Origin of the sequence: Pseudomonas sp. 1 R 17, from assembly GCF_900067035.1 — a bacterium.
GTDB classification, from domain to species: Bacteria; Pseudomonadota; Gammaproteobacteria; order Pseudomonadales; family Pseudomonadaceae; genus Aquipseudomonas; species Aquipseudomonas marginalis.
This window is the reverse complement of the sequence record NZ_FKLB01000051.1, coordinates 1-18,333: the sequence shown is the minus strand read 5'-3', so window position 1 is coordinate 18,333 and position 18,333 is coordinate 1. Positions and strand designations below refer to the sequence as shown.

General features: G+C 60.4%; 14 protein-coding genes, 3 tRNA genes and 1 riboswitch. Of the genes, 16 read left to right on the top strand and 1 reads right to left on the bottom strand.

The annotated features are described in order from the left end of the window. Window positions 1-279: 279 nt before the first annotated feature. From BFP99_RS17950 to astE, 7 genes are all read left to right on the top strand, one after another. Window positions 280-1,500, top strand: a complete 1,221-nt coding sequence (locus BFP99_RS17950; protein WP_027607765.1) for an aspartate aminotransferase family protein — start codon at window positions 280-282, stop codon at window positions 1,498-1,500. Window positions 1,501-1,744: 244 nt separating this feature from the next. Next, the gene (aruF, locus tag BFP99_RS17945) at window positions 1,745-2,764 is read left to right on the top strand and encodes an arginine/ornithine succinyltransferase subunit alpha (protein ID WP_003175655.1); all 1,020 of its coding nucleotides are present in this window, start codon (window positions 1,745-1,747) and stop codon (window positions 2,762-2,764) included. A 49-nt stretch (window positions 2,765-2,813) separates the two neighbouring features. After that, entirely contained in the window at window positions 2,814-3,839 is a 1,026-nt protein-coding gene (gene astA, locus BFP99_RS17940; RefSeq protein WP_027607767.1) for an arginine N-succinyltransferase, read from the top strand. Continuing rightward, a complete protein-coding gene (gene astD, locus BFP99_RS17935; RefSeq protein ID WP_176719698.1) occupies window positions 3,836-5,305 on the top strand; it encodes a succinylglutamate-semialdehyde dehydrogenase in 1,470 nt (489 codons plus the stop codon). The genes astA and astD overlap by 4 nt, the downstream gene beginning before the upstream one ends. Before the next feature lie 157 nt (window positions 5,306-5,462). Next, window positions 5,463-6,809, top strand: a complete 1,347-nt coding sequence (gene astB / locus BFP99_RS17930; RefSeq protein WP_065926192.1) for an N-succinylarginine dihydrolase — start codon at window positions 5,463-5,465, stop codon at window positions 6,807-6,809. A gap of 38 nt (window positions 6,810-6,847) precedes the next feature. After that, window positions 6,848-7,138: a hypothetical protein gene (locus BFP99_RS17925; protein ID WP_027607770.1), complete on the top strand. Its 291-nt coding sequence runs from the start codon at window positions 6,848-6,850 to the stop codon at window positions 7,136-7,138. Between the two features lie 11 nt (window positions 7,139-7,149). Next, complete coding sequence (astE, locus tag BFP99_RS17920) at window positions 7,150-8,154, top strand: succinylglutamate desuccinylase (RefSeq protein WP_065947829.1); 1,005 nt, start codon at window positions 7,150-7,152, stop codon at window positions 8,152-8,154. Window positions 8,155-8,225: 71 nt separating this feature from the next. On the opposite strand, the gene BFP99_RS17915 is transcribed toward astE, so the two are convergent. Further along, the gene (locus BFP99_RS17915) at window positions 8,226-8,735 is read right to left on the bottom strand and encodes a 6,7-dimethyl-8-ribityllumazine synthase (RefSeq protein ID WP_065926190.1); all 510 of its coding nucleotides are present in this window, start codon (window positions 8,733-8,735) and stop codon (window positions 8,226-8,228) included. Window positions 8,736-8,848: 113 nt separating this feature from the next. Next, a riboswitch (FMN riboswitch) is annotated at window positions 8,849-9,018 on the bottom strand. Window positions 9,019-9,209: 191 nt separating this feature from the next. Between BFP99_RS17915 and ltaE the strand changes: the two genes are divergently transcribed. From ltaE to BFP99_RS17870, 9 genes are all read left to right on the top strand, one after another. Continuing rightward, the gene (ltaE, locus tag BFP99_RS17910; RefSeq protein WP_065947835.1) at window positions 9,210-10,214 is read left to right on the top strand and encodes a low-specificity L-threonine aldolase; all 1,005 of its coding nucleotides are present in this window, start codon (window positions 9,210-9,212) and stop codon (window positions 10,212-10,214) included. Between the two features lie 145 nt (window positions 10,215-10,359). After that, window positions 10,360-12,978, top strand: coding sequence for an alanine--tRNA ligase (alaS, locus tag BFP99_RS17905; protein ID WP_065947828.1), 2,619 nt, complete (start codon window positions 10,360-10,362; stop codon window positions 12,976-12,978). Window positions 12,979-13,072: 94 nt separating this feature from the next. Beyond that, entirely contained in the window at window positions 13,073-14,314 is a 1,242-nt protein-coding gene (locus BFP99_RS17900; protein WP_027607775.1) for an aspartate kinase, read from the top strand. A 175-nt stretch (window positions 14,315-14,489) separates the two neighbouring features. Continuing rightward, complete coding sequence (gene csrA / locus BFP99_RS17895; protein ID WP_003233512.1) at window positions 14,490-14,678, top strand: carbon storage regulator CsrA; 189 nt, start codon at window positions 14,490-14,492, stop codon at window positions 14,676-14,678. Between the two features lie 62 nt (window positions 14,679-14,740). Beyond that, a tRNA-Ser gene (locus BFP99_RS17890) sits at window positions 14,741-14,831 on the top strand. Window positions 14,832-14,939: 108 nt separating this feature from the next. Next, a tRNA-Arg gene (locus BFP99_RS17885) sits at window positions 14,940-15,016 on the top strand. Window positions 15,017-15,088: 72 nt separating this feature from the next. After that, window positions 15,089-15,165 (top strand) — tRNA-Arg (locus tag BFP99_RS17880). Between the two features lie 340 nt (window positions 15,166-15,505). After that, entirely contained in the window at window positions 15,506-16,948 is a 1,443-nt protein-coding gene (gene mgtE, locus BFP99_RS17875) for a magnesium transporter (RefSeq protein WP_065926188.1), read from the top strand. A gap of 166 nt (window positions 16,949-17,114) precedes the next feature. Further along, the gene (locus BFP99_RS17870; RefSeq protein WP_065947083.1) at window positions 17,115-18,320 is read left to right on the top strand and encodes an ISL3 family transposase; all 1,206 of its coding nucleotides are present in this window, start codon (window positions 17,115-17,117) and stop codon (window positions 18,318-18,320) included. Window positions 18,321-18,333: the final 13 nt, after the last annotated feature.

The window sequence follows — 18,333 nt, the reverse complement described above, 5'->3', positions numbered from 1 at the left end:
TGTCTTTTCAGCAGACCAGTCGGCACGCGATCGACGGCGGTAGATAGTTGGTGCGGTGTGCTTCTGCGGATTCGCGAACATCACCTGCCCATGGAGCCGGCACACGGTTTAAACTGCGCCATTGCGACGCTATTTGTCGCATTGGCGTAAACCCGCCTAAATCGCGGGTTGGCGCTATAAGAAGTTGTCGCTTGGCGGCAAGGCCGCTCTGAAAACTGTCCTTACAATCCCTGCATCGCCCGCCAGTTCCAGGCAGGCGTTCCTCTTCAGGAGACTCCGATGTCCGTTGAGCAAGCCCCGGTGCAACGTGCCGATTTCGACCAGGTCATGGTTCCCAACTACGCCCCTGCTGCGTTCATCCCCGTGCGCGGCGCAGGTTCGCGCGTATGGGACCAGGCGGGTCGCGAGCTGATCGACTTTGCCGGCGGCATCGCGGTCAACGTATTGGGCCACGCCCATCCGGCGCTGGTCGGTGCATTGACCGAGCAGGCCAACAAGCTGTGGCACGTCTCCAACGTCTTCACCAATGAGCCGGCCCTGCGCCTGGCCCATAAGTTGATCGACGCCACGTTTGCCGAGCGCGTGTTCTTCTGCAACTCGGGCGCTGAGGCCAACGAGGCCGCATTCAAGCTGGCCCGTCGCGTGGCGTTCGACCGTTTCGGCAGCGAGAAGTACGAGATCATTGCCGCGCTGAACAGCTTCCACGGCCGTACCCTGTTCACCGTCAACGTCGGTGGCCAGTCGAAGTACTCCGATGGTTTCGGGCCTAAAATCACCGGCATCACCCACGTCCCTTATAACGACCTGGAAGCGCTGAAAGCCGCCGTATCGGACAAGACCTGCGCCGTGGTGCTGGAACCGATCCAGGGCGAAGGCGGCGTACTGCCGGCCGAACTGGCTTACCTGCAAGGTGCCCGCGAACTGTGCGACGCCAACAATGCGCTGCTGGTTTTCGACGAAGTGCAGACCGGCATGGGCCGCAGCGGCCATCTGTTTGCCTACCAGCACTACGGCGTGGTGCCCGACATCCTCACCAGCGCCAAGAGCCTGGGCGGCGGTTTCCCGATCGCGGCGATGCTCACCCGTGAAGACCTGGCCAAGCACCTGGTGGTCGGTACCCACGGCACCACCTACGGCGGCAACCCGCTGGCGTGCGCAGTGGCCGAAGCGGTCATCGACGTGATCAACACCCCTGAGGTGCTGGCCGGCGTCAACGCCAAGCACGACCTGTTCAAGGCGCGCCTGGAGCAGATCGGCAAGCAGTACGGCATCTTCACCGAAGTGCGCGGCATGGGCCTGCTGATCGGTTGCGTACTGAGCGATGCGTTCAAAGGCAAGGCCAAGGACGTGTTCAACGCGGCCGAGAAAGAAAACCTGATGATCCTGCAAGCCGGCCCCGACGTGGTGCGTTTTGCGCCGAGCCTGGTGGTGGAAGACGCGGACATCAACGAAGGCCTGGATCGTTTCGAGCGTGCGGTAAAAACGCTGACCCAAGCCTGATAGCGACACCTTCTGCCGGCTGGACTGGGTCAAAAATGTGGGAGGGGCGGTGCGACGATTCGACTTGCCCCCGATAGCAATCTGTCAGTTGATGCATCTGGTGACTGATACGCCGCTATCGGGGGCAAGTCGAATCGTCGCACCGCCCCTCCCACACTGGAATATGCCTCACATGAAGATATGGGGTGTTCCTGACCTGTTCGGTATTTTTTTCCTGTGAGTTCTAGAGTTAAGGAGTGACACCATGCTGGTGATGCGCCCCGCGCAAATGGCTGATCTGGGCGAGGTACAGCGTCTGGCTGCGGACAGCCCGATTGGTGTCACCTCCTTGCCGGATGATGTGGAACGCCTGAGCGACAAGATCGCCGCCAGCGAAGCGTCCTTCGCGGCCGAGGTGAGTTTCAACGGTGAAGAAAGCTATTTCTTCGTGCTGGAAGACACCGAGACCGGCAAGCTCGCCGGCTGCTCGGCCATTGTCGCCTCGGCCGGTTACTCGGAGCCGTTCTACAGTTTTCGTAACGAGACCTTCGTGCACGCCTCCCGCGAGCTGAAGATCCACAACAAGATCCACGTGCTTTCCCAGTGCCATGACCTCACCGGAAACAGCCTGCTCACCAGCTTCTACGTAGTGCCGGAGCTGGTCGGTTCGCCGTGGTCGGAACTCAATTCCCGTGGCCGCCTGTTGTTCGTCGCCAGCCACCCCGAGCGCTTTGCCGACTCGGTGGTGACCGAGATTGTCGGCTACAGCGACGAGAACGGTGATTCGCCGTTCTGGGATGCCATCGGCCGCAACTTCTTCGACCTCAACTACGCTGCCGCCGAGCGCCTGTGCGGGCTGAAAAGCCGTACGTTCCTCGCCGAGCTGATGCCGCATTACCCGATCTACGTGCCGCTGTTGCCGGACGAAGCCCAGGAAGCCATGGGCCAGGTGCACCCGCGTGCGCAGATCACCTTCGACATCCTGATGCGCGAAGGCTTCGAGACTGACCACTACATCGACATCTTCGACGGCGGCCCAACGCTGCACGCACGGGTCTCGGGCATTCGCTCGATCGCCCAGAGCCGTGTGGTGCCGGTGAAGATCGGCGAGATGGTCAAGGGTGTCGGCCGCCAGTACCTGGTGAGCAACGCGCAGTTGCAGGATTACCGCGCGGTCATGCTGGAGCTGGACTACGCGCCGGGCAAACCGGTGACCCTGGACCTGGCAGCCGCCGAAGCCCTGGGTGTTGGTGAAGGTGCGAGTGTGCGCCTGGTAGCGGTATAAACAGAGTGTCGCGGGTGGCTGGCAGCAGCGGCCCGTCTGAGGAGATAGCATGATCGTTCGTCCCGTACGCAGCAGCGATTTACCGGCCCTGATTGATCTGGCGCGCAGCACCGGCACCGGCCTCACCACCTTGCCGGCCAACGAAGAGCGCCTGACCCACCGGGTTGGCTGGGCGGAAAAAACCTTTCGTGGCGACGCCGGGCGCGGTGATGCCGACTACCTGTTCGTGCTGGAAAACGACGAAGGCCGCGTGGTGGGGATTTCCGCCATCGCCGGTGCCGTCGGCCTGCGCGAGCCGTGGTACAACTTCCGGGTCGGCCTGACGGTCAGCGCCTCCCAGGAACTGAATATCTACCGTGAAATTCCGACGCTGTTCCTGGCCAACGACCTCACCGGCAATTCCGAGCTGTGCTCGTTGTTCCTGCATGCCGATTACCGCAACGGCCTCAACGGCCGCATGCTGGCCAAGGCGCGCCTGCTGTTTATCGCCGAGTTCCCACAGCTGTTTGGCAACAAGATCATCGCCGAGATGCGTGGCGTGTCCAACGACGCCGGGCGTTCGCCGTTCTGGGAAAGCCTGGGCCGGCACTTCTTCAAGATGGAATTCAGCCAGGCCGACTACCTGACCGGCGTGGGCAACAAGGCGTTTATCGCTGAGCTGATGCCCAAGTTTCCGTTGTACAGCTGCTTCCTTTCCGAGGACGCGCGCAACGTGATCGGCAAGGTCCACCCGGACACCGAGCCGGCGTTGAGCATGCTCAAGAGCGAAGGCTTCAGCTACCAGGGCTACGTCGATATTTTCGACGCCGGCCCGGCGGTGGAGTGCGAGACCGCCAAGATCCGTGCGGTGCGCGACAGCCAATCATTGGTGTTGGCCATCGGCACACCGGGGGACGACGCCACGCCGTTCCTGATCCATAACCGCAAACGCGAAGATTGCCGCATCACCGCCGCACCGGCGCGCCTGGCGGCAGGCACGCTGGTGGTCGATCCGCAAACCGCCAAGCGCCTGCAACTGGTGGTGGGTGATCAAGTGCGTGCCGTACCGTTGTCTGCTGCTCGGGAGTCGAAATAATGAATTCGTTGTATATCGCAGGTAGCTGGCTGGCTGGCCAGGGTGAACTGTTTGAATCGCGTAACCCGGTGACCCAGCAGGTGCTGTGGGTCGGTAATTGCGCCACGGTCGAGCAGGTCGAGTCGGCCGTGCAGGCCGCGCGCCAGGCGTTCCCGGCCTGGGCCCGGCGCCCGCTGGAAGAGCGCATCAGCGTGCTGGAAGCCTTCGCCGCGAGCCTGAAAAGCCGCGCCGATGAAATCGCCCGCTGCATCGGCGAGGAGACCGGCAAGCCGCTGTGGGAGTCGGCCACCGAAGTCACCAGCATGGCCAACAAGATCGCGATCTCGGTGCAAAGCTACCGCGAGCGTACCGGCGAGAAGAGCGGCCCCCTGGGCGACGCCACCGCCGTATTGCGCCACAAGCCCCACGGCGTGGTGGCGGTGTTTGGTCCTTACAACTTCCCCGGTCACCTGCCCAACGGGCATATCGTCCCGGCGTTGCTGGCGGGTAACACCGTACTGTTCAAGCCCAGCGAGCTGACCCCGAAAGTCGCCGAGCTGACCGTGCAGTGCTGGATCGACGCCGGTTTGCCGGCGGGCGTGTTGAACCTGCTGCAAGGTGCGCGCGAGACCGGCATTGCGTTGGCCGCCAACCCCGGTATCGACGGGTTATTTTTCACCGGGTCCAGCCGTACCGGCAATCATCTGCACCAGCAATTCTCCGGGCGCCCGGACAAGATCCTGGCCCTGGAAATGGGCGGCAACAACCCACTGGTGGTGGACGAGGTGGCCGACGTGGATGCGGCGGTCTACACCATCATCCAGTCGGCGTTTATCTCTGCCGGCCAGCGTTGCACCTGTGCCCGTCGCCTGCTGGTGCCGGAAGGCGCTTGGGGCGATGCGCTGCTGGCGCGGCTGGTGGCGGTGAGTGCGACGATTGAAGTCGGCGCGTTCGACCAGCAACCGCCGCCGTTCATGGGCTCGGTGATTTCCCTGGCAGCGGCAAAAGCCCTGATGGAGGCCCAGAAGTTGATGTTGGCCAATGGCGCCGTGGCGCTGTTGGAGATGACCCAGCCCCAGGACCAGGCTGCCTTGCTGACCCCAGGCATCATCGACGTGACCGGCGTGACCGAGCGCGAAGACGAAGAGCTGTTCGGCCCGTTGTTGCAGGTGATCCGCTACGCCGATTTCGCGGCGGCGATTGCCGAAGCCAACAACACCCAGTACGGCCTGGCCGCGGGCCTGTTGTCCGATTCCGAGGCGCGTTACCAGCAATTCTGGCTGGAAAGCCGTGCTGGCATCGTCAACTGGAACAAACAGCTGACCGGCGCCGCCAGCACCGCGCCATTTGGTGGGGTAGGGGCCTCGGGCAACCATCGCGCCAGTGCGTATTACGCGGCGGATTATTGTGCGTACCCGGTGGCGTCGCTTGAAACGCCAAGCCTGGTGGTACCGGCCACGCTAACCCCCGGCATTACGCTGATCTAAATGTGGGAGGGGGCTTGCTCCCGATGGCGGTGTGTCAGTCACCTGATTGATCAACTGACAGACTGCTATCGGGAGCAAGCCCCCCTCCCACACTGGATTTGTGGTGTGTTGAAGATTTTTGAAGCCTATAAAAACAGATGTTCGTGGAGCCTCGCCGATGAAATCCTATGAAGTCAATTTTGACGGTCTAGTGGGGCCGACCCATAACTACGGCGGTTTGTCCTTCGGCAACGTCGCGTCCCAGAGCAACAGCCAGCAGCATTCCAACCCCAGGGAAGCGGCGTTGCAGGGCCTGCAGAAAATGAAAGCCCTGATGGACATGGGCTTTGTGCAAGGCGTGCTCGCGCCCCAGGAGCGTCCGGACGTAGCGGCGTTGCGCAACCTCGGTTTCAGCGGCACCGACGCCCAGGTCATCCAGCAGGCGGCCAAGCAGGCCATGCCGTTGTTGGTCGCCAGTTGCTCGGCATCGAGCATGTGGGTGGCCAACGCCGCCACCGTCAGCCCGAGCGCCGACACGGCAGATGGCCGCGTGCATTTCACCGCCGCCAACCTCAATTGCAAATACCACCGCAGCATCGAACACCCCACCACCAGCCGCGTGCTGGGGGCGATGTTTGCCGACCAGAAGCACTTTGCCCACCACGCCGCGTTGCCGGCGGTGGCGCAGTTCGGCGACGAAGGTGCGGCCAACCACACGCGTTTCTGCCGTGAGTACGGCGACGCGGGCGTGGAGTTTTTCGTGTTCGGGCGCAGCGCGTTCGACCCCCGTTACCCGGCCCCGCAGAAGTACCCGGCGCGCCAGACCCTCGAAGCCTCCCAGGCCGTCGCCCGCCTGCATGGCCTGAAGGATGAAGGCGTGGTCTACGCCCAGCAGAACCCGGCGGTGATCGATGCCGGCGTGTTCCACAACGACGTGATCGCGGTGGGCAACGGCGAGGTGCTGTTCTATCACGAGGACGCATTCCTCAATACCGAACAGATGCTGGCCGAGTTGCAGGGCAAGTTGGGCAAGCTGGGCGGCAACTTCCAGGCGGTGTGTGTGCCGCGTGCCCAGGTCAGCGTCGAGGACGCGGTGCGTTCCTACCTGTTCAACAGCCAGTTGCTGACCCGCGCCGACGGTTCGATGTTGCTGATCGTGCCGGAGGAGTGCCGCGCCAACGAGCGCGTCTGGCAGTACCTGCAAGGCCTGACGGCGTCCGCTGGGCTGATCCGCGAAGTCAAAGTCTTCGACCTCAAGCAAAGCATGCAGAACGGCGGAGGCCCGGCGTGCCTGCGCCTGCGCGTGGCCCTGAACGAAACCGAGCTGGCAGCGGTGAATCCAGGGGTTATCATGACCGCGCCGTTGTACGACACACTGACCCAATGGGTCGACAAGCACTACCGCGACAGCCTGCGCGAAACCGACCTGGCTGACCCGCAATTGCTGCTTGAGTGCCGGACGGCACTGGATGAACTGACGCAAATCCTTAAACTGGGCTCGGTTTATCCTTTCCAGATCAATTAACGCCACCTCTTTTTACACCCTATGGCTGAGAATTATTTATGAGCACCGACACCCTGCAACTGATCCTTGAAGACACCGACGGTACCCAGCTGGAAACCTCCTGCACCCGCGTCGCCGTGGTCTGGCAGGGCAAGGAAATCTGGATCCAGCACGACGGCCGTGGCCAACTGCTGATCGGCGTGGACGTGGAAGAAGGCGACGCCGAATACGCCAACCTGTTGATGCGCCCCCTGGCCACCAACCTGATGAGCCTGCAACTGGAAATGGAACCGGCCGACGTTGAAGGTGATGACGACGATCACGTCCATGGCCCAGGCTGCAACCACTAAGGAAGCTGCGTATGCTCGCCCTCGGCAAACTGCTTGAACTGACCCTCGCCGGTCGCGAACCGGCGCAAAAAATTCAACTGACTGTCGACGGCGTGCAGATGCGCTGGCTCAGCGAGGGCGCACTCGAAGTGCGCCCGCCGCAGGCAACGGACAATGGCAGCGACCTGCTGCTGTCGTCCGGCATCCATGGCAACGAAACCGCGCCGATCGAATTGCTCGACCGCCTGTTGCATGGCATCGCCCGTGGGGAGATCAAGCCCCGCACCCGTATTCTGTTCCTGTTCGGCAACCCTGAGGCCATGCGCCGCGGCGAGCGTTACCTTGAACTGGACGTCAACCGGCTGTTCAACGGCCGGCATGAAAAAAACATCGGCCCCGAAGCCATGCGCGCCGCCGAGCTTGAACAACTGGCCCGCAGCTTCTTCAGCTTGCCTGGCCGTTCGCGCCTGCATTACGACCTGCACACCGCCATCCGCGGCTCGAAGATCGAGCAGTTTGCGCTGTACCCCTGGAAGGAGGGGCGCCAGCATTCACGTCACGAACTGGCGCGCCTGAACGCCGCTGGCATGGAAGCGGTGCTGCTGCAGAACAAGAGCTCGATCACCTTTACCGCGTTTACCTATGAGCAGCTGGAGGCCGAGGCTTTCACCATGGAACTGGGCAAGGCACGGCCGTTCGGGCACAACCAGGGCGTGAATGTCTCCCGCCTGGAGCTGCGCCTCAAGCAGATCATCGAAGGCACCGAGCCTGAGACTGACAGCCTGGACGGGTTGAAACTGTTCGCCGTGTCGCGGGAAGTCATCAAGCACAGCGATGCATTCCTGCTGCACTTGCCGGCGGACGTGGAAAACTTTTCGGAATTGGAAAAGGGTTATCTGCTGGCCGAAGACGTGGCCAAGACCCGTTGGGTGATCGAGGAGGAGGGGGCGCGCATCATCTTCCCCAACCCGAAGGTGAAGAATGGCTTGCGGGCGGGGATATTGATTGTGCCAACCACAGAGGCCGGGCTGGCGTAGATCTGAGCCTTAACCTGGTCCAAATGTGGGAGGGGTGTAGCCCCCTCCCTCATCTTGTTTTGCAGTGTTGCTTAGACCGCTACCGCCCGTGGCTCGCTGCGACGGATCGCCCGCACCTTGTGCAGGGTGTCGGCGCATGTACGTGCAGCTTCCTGGCCCTTGTGCACGAAGTGCTCATGGAAGAACGCGGTGTGTTCGCTGCCGGCATGGAAGTGATGCGGCGTCAGGGACACCGAGAACACCGGCACTTCGGTTTCCAGCTGCACCTGCATCAGGCCGCTGACCACCGACTGGGCCACGAACTCGTGACGGTAGATCCCGCCGTCCACCACCAGCGCGGCGGCCACGATACCGGCGTAACGACCGGTCTTGGCCAGCAGCTTGGCGTGCAGGGGCATTTCAAAGGCGCCGCCGACTTCGAAGAAATCGATGTCCGATTCCTGGTAGCCCTGGGCGATCATTTCGGCGAGGAAGCCTTTGCGGGATTGGTCGACAATATCCTTGTGCCAGCAGGCCTGGATAAACGCGACGCGCTCGCCGTGATGGTTTTTGCTTTTGCTGTCGATTGCGGTGGGTTGCATGTTCTGACTCCTGTTTAAGAAAAAAACAGGGCGTTATGAATCGAATGGGATTTAAGGGTACGAACCGCCGAGTCATGCAGGCATGCGCTCAGCGTGCGGCCCTTAGGTGCCAATCCCGTTCTCTCTTCATCCGGACTATGACCGTCGGCCCCGGGATCACACCGGGTCTGCTGACCTTGTCGCCGTCCTGCGTGAGCAGTTCGAGGCGCCAAGCGCTCGCGGGCTATGCACCTTGCGTGCAATTACCGCCGGTGGGGAATTGCACCCCGCCCTGAGAACGTTGCCACCAGAACCCTGGTGGCGGAGAGTTTTTAACATGGTTTTTCATAAACTGCACGAGCGTCGTATCGATAAGCTATATCGGTTTGTTTGGTTGGTATTCGATTGAGAACGCGTGGGGCTTGATATTCCGCGGCTTTGCCCGCAGTAATCATCCTCATAAGAATCTTAATGAACCCCTTCGAGGCTTGTTTCATGTCTGTGATCGACCTGCGCAGCGACACCGTGACCCAACCCACCGCCGGCATGCTCGACGCCATGGCCAATGCCGCCAGCGGCGATGACGTCTACGGCGAAGACCCCAGCGTCAACCGCCTGGAGGCCGAGCTGGCCAAGCGCCTGGGCTTTGCGGCCGCGCTGTTCGTGCCCACCGGCACCATGAGCAACCTGCTGGCGCTGATGGCCCACTGTGAGCGTGGCGAGGAGTACATCGTCGGCCAGCAGGCCCACACCTACAAATACGAGGGCGGCGGCGCGGCCGTGCTGGGTTCGATCCAGCCGCAGCCGCTGGACGTGCAGGCGGATGGCTCCCTCGACCTGAGTCAGGTGCTCGAGGCCATCAAGCCCGACGACTTCCACTTCGCCCGCACCCGCCTGCTGGCCCTGGAAAACACCATGCAGGGCAAGGTGCTGCCGCTGGACTACCTGGCGAAGGCGCGGGCGTTTACCCGCGAACATGGCCTGGCCCTGCACCTGGATGGCGCGCGACTCTACAACGCGGCGGTCAAGCTTGGGGTCGATGCACGGGAGATCGCCCAGCATTTCGACTCGGTGTCGGTGTGCCTGTCCAAGGGCCTCGGTGCGCCGATCGGCTCGGTGCTGTGCGGCTCCACGGCGTTGATCGCCAAGGCACGCCGTTTGCGCAAGATGGTCGGCGGTGGCATGCGCCAGGCCGGTTCCCTGGCGGCAGCAGGGCTGTACGCCCTGGATCACCAGATGCAGCGCCTGGCCGACGACCACGCCAATGCGCAATGGCTGGGCGATGAGCTGCGCAACGCCGGTTACGCGGTGGAGCCGGTGCAGACCAACATGGTCTACGTGCAGATCGGCGACCAGGCCCAGGCCTTGAAGGCGTTTGCCGCCGAGCGTGGGATCAAGTTGAGTGCTGCGCCGCGCCTGCGCATGGTGACGCATCTGGATGTGAGCCGGGCGCAGATCGAGCAAGTGCTCAAGGCATTCGTCGATTTTTCGCGCAAATGAGTGTGCAGACCGTCTAATTGAACCTCTCTATCGCATAAACACGCTGTACCACCGGCAAAGGGCCGATATAATGCGGCCTTTTGCCGTCGCTCCGTCTGATGATGTTGCGCACTGGCCTTTGGCCGCAGCCTCCGTGGAAGAACCTATGAAAAGCGCAGAAATCCGTGAAGCCTTCCTTCGCTTCTTCGAAGAGCAAGGTCACACCCGTGTCTCCTCCAGCTCCTTGATCCCAGGCAATGACCCCACCCTGCTGTTCACTAACGCGGGGATGAACCAGTTCAAGGACTGCTTCCTGGGCCAGGAAAAACGCGCCTACACCCGCGCCACCAGCAGCCAGAAGTGCGTGCGTGCCGGCGGCAAGAACAGTGACCTGGAAAACGTCGGCTACACCGCCCGCCACCACACGTTCTTCGAGATGCTGGGTAACTTCAGCTTTGGTGACTATTTCAAGAAAGACGCGATTACCTTCGCCTGGACCTTCCTGACCGGCGTGTTGAAGCTGCCCAAGGAAAAACTCTGGGTGACCGTCTACGCGACGGACGACGAAGCGTATGACATCTGGACCAAGGAAATCGGGGTGCCCGTCGAGCGCATGATTCGTATCGGCGACAACAAGGGCGCGCCTTACGCGTCCGATAACTTCTGGACCATGGGCGACACCGGCCCATGCGGCCCCTGCACCGAGATTTTCTACGATCACGGCGCCGACATCTGGGGTGGCCCACCGGGCTCGCCGGAAGAAGACGGCGACCGTTACATCGAGATCTGGAACAACGTGTTCATGCAATTCAACCGCACCGCCGATGGCGTGCTGCATCCGCTGCCAGCGCCTTCGGTAGACACCGGCATGGGTCTGGAGCGGATCAGTGCGGTGATGCAGCACGTTCACTCCAACTACGAGATCGACCTGTTCACCAACCTGTTGAGCGCGTCGGCCGCAGCCATTGGTTGTGCCAATGAAAGCCAGTCGTCCCTCAAGGTGGTGTCGGACCACATCCGTTCCTGCGGTTTCCTCATCGCCGACGGTGTACTGCCGTCCAACGAAGGCCGTGGCTACGTGCTGCGTCGTATCATCCGTCGCGCCTGCCGTCACGGTAACAAGCTGGGCGCCACTGGCAGCTTCTTCTACAAGATCGTGGCCGCGCTGGTTGCCGAGATGGGCGATGCCTTCCCGGAACTCAAGCAGCAGCAGGACAACATCGAGCGTGTGCTCAAGGCTGAAGAAGAACAGTTCTCCAAGACCCTGGAGCACGGCCTGAAGATTCTGGAGCAGGACTTGGCCGAGCTCAAAGGCACCGTGGTGCCGGGCGATGTCGTGTTCAAACTGTACGACACCTATGGCTTCCCGATGGACCTGACCGCCGACATCGCCCGTGAGCGCGAGCTGACCGTCGACGAAGCCGGGTTTGAGCGTGAGATGGAAGCCCAGCGCGTGCGCGCCCGTTCCGCCAGTTCCTTTGGCCTGGACTACAACACCCTGGTCAAGGTTGACGTGCCCACCGAATTCACCGGTTACAAGGCGACCGTCGGCGCGGCCAGGATCGTTGCCATTTATAAAGACGGCAAGTCGGTCGACGTGTTGAGCGAAGGCGAAGAAGCGGTTGTGGTCCTGGACCAGACGCCGTTCTACGCCGAATCCGGTGGCCAGGTCGGTGACTGTGGTTTCCTGAGCTCGACCTCCGGTCGTTTCGAGGTACGCGACACCACCAAGACCGGCGGTGCGTTCCTGCATCACGGCGTGCTGGTGCTGGGCAACCTGACGGTCGGTGCGCCGGTGGACACCCAGGTCGATGCCGACGTACGCCATGCCACCGCGCTGAACCACTCGGCCACGCACTTGCTGCACGCCGCGCTGCGCCAGGTGCTGGGCGATCACGTTCAGCAGAAAGGTTCGTTGGTCGACAGCCAGCGCCTGCGTTTCGACTTCAGCCATTTTGAAGCGATCAAGCCGGAGCAGATCAAGGCCCTGGAAGACATCGTCAACGCTGAGATTCGCAAGAACTCCCCGGTAGAAACCGAAGAGACTGACATCGAGACGGCCAAGGCCAAGGGCGCCATGGCGCTGTTCGGCGAGAAGTACGGCGACAACGTGCGCGTGCTGAGCATGGGCGGCGACTTCTCGGTGGAGCTGTGTGGCGGTATCCACGCCAACCGTACCGGCGATATCGCCCTGCTGAAGATCATCAGCGAAGGCGGCGTGGCGTCGGGTGTGCGTCGTATTGAGGCGGTGACCGGCGCTGCGGCCCTGGCCTACCTGAATGCGGCTGAAGAACAACTCAAGGAAGCGGCCAGCCTGGTCAAGGGCAGTCGCGACAACCTGATCGACAAGTTGTCCGCCGTTCTGGAGCGCAACCGTGCGCTGGAGAAACAGCTGGAGCAGTTGCAAGCCAAGGCGGCCAGCGCTGCGGGCGACGATCTGTCGGCTTCGGCCGTTGACGTCAAGGACGTGAAAGTCCTGGCTGCACGCCTGGACGGTCAGGACGGCAAGGCGCTGTTGGCCCTGGTCGATCAGTTGAAGAACAAGCTCGGCCGCGCAGTGATCCTGCTCGGCAGTGTCCATGAGGAGAAGGTCGTGCTGGTTGCCGGTGTAACCAAGGACCTGACTGGCCAACTCAAGGCCGGTGATTTGATGAAGCAAGCCGCTGCGGCAGTGGGCGGGAAGGGCGGTGGTCGTCCGGACATGGCGCAAGGCGGTGGTGTAGACGCCAGTGCCCTGGACGCGGCCCTGGCCCTGACCGTGCCATTTGTCGAGGCAGGTATTTAAGGCACTGTTAACCTGCCCGTGGTCTAGTCACGGGCTGTTCTGTGCTGGTTGATTGGATATTAGGCGCCCCTTTACGGGCTGAGGCGGCTTGGAAATGGCTTTGATCGTACAGAAATTTGGAGGCACCTCGGTCGGCTCTGTCGAAAGAATCGAGCAGGTGGCCGACAAGGTTAAGAAATTCCGCGATGCCGGTGACGACCTGGTCGTGGTGCTGTCGGCCATGAGCGGCGAGACCAATCGCCTGATCGAACTGGCCAAGGCCATCAGTGGCGAGCAACAGCCGCTGCCGCGTGAGCTGGATGTGATCGTGTCCACCGGCGAGCAGGTGACCATCGCCTTGCTGGCCATGGCCCTGAACAAGCGTGGCGTGCCTGCCGTGTCCTACACTGGCAGCCAGGTGCGCATCCTCACCGACAGCGCGCACACCAAGGCGCGGATCCTGCAGATTGACGACCAGAAAATTCGCACTGATCTGAAAGCCGGTCGCGTGGTAGTTGTAGCGGGCTTCCAGGGTGTGGACGAGCACGGCAACATCACCACCCTCGGGCGTGGCGGTTCTGACACCACCGGTGTGGCCCTGGCTGCGGCCCTCAAGGCTGACGAGTGCCAGATCTACACCGATGTGGATGGCGTCTACACCACCGACCCGCGTGTGGTGTCCGTGGCCCAGCGCCTGGACAAGATCACCTTTGAAGAGATGCTGGAAATGGCCAGCCTCGGTTCCAAGGTGTTGCAGATCCGCGCGGTGGAGTTCGCCGGCAAGTACAACGTTCCGCTGCGCGTATTGCACAGCTTCAAGGAGGGTCCGGGCACCCTCATTACTATTGATGAAGAGGAATCCATGGAACAGCCGATCATTTCCGGCATCGCTTTCAACCGCGATGAAGCCAAGCTGACGATCCGTGGCGTGCCAGACACCCCGGGCGTGGCCTTCAAGATTCTGGGCCCTATCAGCGATGCGAATGTTGAAGTCGACATGATCGTGCAGAACGTCTCGCACGATAACACCACCGATTTCACTTTCACCGTGCACCGCAACGAGTACGATGCGGCGTTGAAAATCCTGGAGAACACCGCGAGCGAAATTGGCGCCCGTGAAGTGGTCGGCGATACCAAGATTGCCAAGGTCTCGATCGTAGGTGTGGGCATGCGTTCCCATGCCGGCGTTGCCAGCCGCATGTTCGGGGCTTTGGCCAAGGAAAGCATCAATATCCAGATGATCTCTACCTCGGAAATCAAAGTCTCGGTGGTGATTGAAGAGAAGTACCTGGAGCTGGCTGTACGCGCGCTGCATACCGCTTTTGAGCTGGATGCTCCGGCCCGACAGGGCGAGTGATGCAATGCCAGGAAGGCGCGGTTTACCGCGCCTTTCATTTTTTTGTAGGGCGCATGGTCTTTTGCGTGCGCTCGACAATACTTAGGCCGTTAGGGCTATGGCTATCGAGTCGTAGGTCGAACGCCTTTTTTTTGCAGACTGTTGTTCCTGAAATGAAATGCGTGAGGAGAAAGGTATGCTGATTCTGACTCGTCGGTGCGCAGAAAGCCTGATTATCGGTGATGGCGAAATCACCGTGACCGTGCTCGGCGTCAAAGGCAATCAAGTGCGTATCGGGGTTAACGCTCCGAAAGAGGTGGCGGTTCATCGCGAGGAAATCTTCTTGCGGATCAAGAAAGAGAAGGACGAAGAACCAAGCCTTTAATTTTTATCGTTTTTTATGTTTGCAAACGGGGATGAACGTGGTTAATATACGCCCCGTGTTGCGGAGAGCTGGCCGAGTGGCCGAAGGCGCTCCCCTGCTAAGGGAGTACACCTCAAAAGGGTGTCGGGGGTTCGAATCCCCCGTTCTCCGCCATTATTTGCTTAGTACGTTGCAATCTGGTTTTTTCGTTAAGTTGTTGAAATTAAACGAAAAAATAGCTTTACATAGAGATTGAACGGCCTATAATGCGCGGCAACAAATGCACTCGTAGCTCAGCTGGATAGAGTACTCGGCTACGAACCGAGCGGTCACAGGTTCGAATCCTGTCGAGTGCACCATTTAAGAGTTAGTTGCAGTAATGCAGGTAGCTCGGCTTCAACCAGTTGTGATCTGGTCTAAAAACACAATATGCACTCGTAGCTCAGCTGGATAGAGTACTCGGCTACGAACCGAGCGGTCACAGGTTCGAATCCTGTCGAGTGCACCATACAAACAAAAAGCCCGCCTAGTGCGGGCTTTTTGCCGTCTGGGGTTTGTGTGGATCCTTATCTTTTTCTCCTTCCTTATGTGTTTTCCATTTCGGTGATGGCGTCGCAGTTGAATAGGTGTGGCCAATACTCAACTTTGGCTCGCAAGCGCTTGTTCTTTCCAGTTTTTTGACGTTAAAACCGGACGCACGGTGTATCATTGCGCCCGTCAGCCCCGCCGGGGCTTATGGAATACCTCCATGGACTTACCCAGTAGTTACTCAGTACCCCGTTTTACCAATCATGAATTGACTGATTGATCCTTCCGGCGTGCCCCGCTGCTGGGAGTGGAGTTCGCCTATGACCGAAGTAGAAGTAAAGAAAACACAAGAAAGCCTGCAGGATCGCCTGGCTCAAGTCATCGAGCTGCTGCAGCGCCAGCGCGTGGTCGAAGATTTCACGCACCGCCAGGATGGTCCGAATAACGACCTTGTCGAAAACCTGGTCCACCGCCAGAACCTCGTCGAGTTGCAACGCAAGCTCGATGACCTGCACTCCGCCGACGTTGCCTACATTCTCGAAGCCTTGCCTCTGGATGATCGACTGACCCTCTGGCAGTTGGTCAAGGCCGACCGCGACGGCGACATCCTGCTCGAAGTATCCGACTCGGTCCGTGAAACCCTGATCGCCGACATGGACGATCACGAGCTCCTGGCGGCCGCCAGGGAGATGGACGCTGACGAACTGGCCGACCTGGCTCCAGAGTTGCCGCGTGATGTTGTCCATGAGTTGATGGAGGCCCTTGACGGCCAGCAGCGTGAGCGCGTGCGCTCCGCGTTGTCCTATGACGAGGATCAGGTCGGCGCACTGATGGACTTCGAGATGGTCACCATCCGCGAAGATGTCAGCCTGGAAGTGGTCTTGCGTTACCTGCGCCGGCTGAAAGAGCTGCCGAGTCATACCGACAAACTGTTCGTGGTCGACTATGAAGGCATTCTCAAGGGCGTGCTGCCGATCAAGCGCCTGTTGGTCAACGATCCGGAGAAAAAGGTTGCTGACCTGATGGCCAGCGATACCGTGAGCTTTCACCCCGATGAGGATGCCTACGACGCAGCGCAGGCCTTTGAGCGTTACGACTTGATCTCTGCCCCGGTGGTCGACAAGAACGGCAAGCTGATCGGCCGTCTGACCATCGACGAAATCGTCGACTTGATTCGTGAAGAGAGTGAAACCGAAGTCCTCAACATGGCGGGTTTGCGTGAAGAGGAAGATATTTTTGCGTCAGTCTGGCGTTCCCTGCATAACCGCTGGGCCTGGCTGGCCGTTAACCTGATTACCGCGTTTATCGCCTCCCGTGTGATCGGGCTGTTCGAAGGTTCCATCGAGAAGCTGGTGGCCCTGGCGGCATTGATGCCGATTGTGGCAGGCATTGGTGGTAACTCGGGCAACCAGACCATCACCATGATCGTGCGCGCCATGGCGCTGGACCAGGTCAGTACCGCCAACTCTTCGCGCCTGCTGCGCAAGGAGTTGGCAGTGGGCCTGATCAATGGCCTGGTGTGGGGTGGGGTGATTGGCGTGGTGGCCTACTTGCTGTACGGCAGTTGGTCCCTGGGGGTGGTGATGACCGCTGCCATGACCCTCAACCTGCTGCTGGCGGCCCTGATGGGGGTGCTGATCCCCATGACCCTGGCACGCCTTGGGCGCGACCCGGCCATGGGCGCCAGCGTGATGATCACGGCCATGACCGACAGTGGTGGCTTCTTCATCTTCCTCGGTTTGGCGACGATCTTCCTGCTCTGATCTGTCTCGGCCGGGCGCCCTCTGCTACGTGATAAGAATGTCGAGCCCTGTGAATCCCGGGCAAAAAAAAGGTTCATCACGGAATCCCGGGAAACACAGAAACAAGAACGCCGATTTGATTGATGATGTTCGTGCGAGCAAACACATCTAAAAAACCGGCGTTCTTATGCGTGATATTAATACTTTCCTTCCTTTTTGGGAGGGCTTTTCTGTCGTCACGATCAAGCCCGATGGTGACGCTCTAAAGATCGATCTGATTCCCCACGCCACCCGATTCCCTTCCTGCGGCGGCTGCCAAAAACCTTGTTCAACCACTCATGAGTATTGCGAGCGAACCGTTCGTGATCTGCCCATTCTCGGTCGCGCGGTGAGCCTCAGCATTTTGCTCAGGCGTGTTGGCTGCCGCGACTGTGGAAAACGCATGGAGGCCGTCAGTTGGCTGGATCGCTATGCCCGCATGACGCGCCGCTTGGCCGAGGCGGTCATTCAGGCCTGCGAGCGCCTTCCCACCTTGCACGTGGCCCAGATGTTTGGACTGCATTGGGACACTGTTCGGTTGCTGGAGCGTCGAGCCTTGCAGGCGGTGTTGAGTGAGTTGCCGAAGGCGCAACCACGACGCCTGATCATGGACGAGTTCGCGTTATTCAAAGGTCATCGTTACGCCAGCGTTGTGCTGGATGCCGATACACGACGAGTGCTGTGGATCGGTGAAGGCCGTAGCCGAGCGGCAGTCAGGCCGTTCTTCGAGGAACTGGGGCCGGAGGGCTGCGCTCGAATCGAAGCGGTGGCGATGGACATGAATACTGCTTTTGATCTGGAGGTTCGCCAGCATTGCCCGAAAGCGCGAGTGGTCTACGACCTTTTCCATGTGGTGGCCAAATATGGCCGAGAGGTGATTGATCGGGTCCGCGTCGACGAAGCTAATCGGCTGCGTCATAACAAGCCGGCTCGCAAGGTCATCAAGCAGGCACGATGGCTGTTGCTGCGTAACCCACAGAACCTGAAAACGCCGGAACAACAGGTCCATTTGCAGGATTTATTGGAGGCCAACCAATCGCTGATGACAGTTTATTTGATGAAGGCTGAACTCAAAACGCTCTGGACACCGAGCACTGCCTGGACCTGGAGATCGGCCTGGAAGCAATGGCTGCGCCATGCATATGAAAGCGAAATACCGGCTCTGATCCAGTTTGCCAAACGGCTAAAGGGTTATTGGCGGGGCATCGTCAGTCGGGTTCGCTGGCCGATGCACACCGGTCAGTTGGAAGGAATAAACAATCGAATAAAGGTCATCAAACGGATGGCGTACGGTTACCGGGATAGCGAATTCTTCTTCATGAAGATCAAGAGCGTCTTTCCCGGTAATCCGTGATGAACCAAAAAAA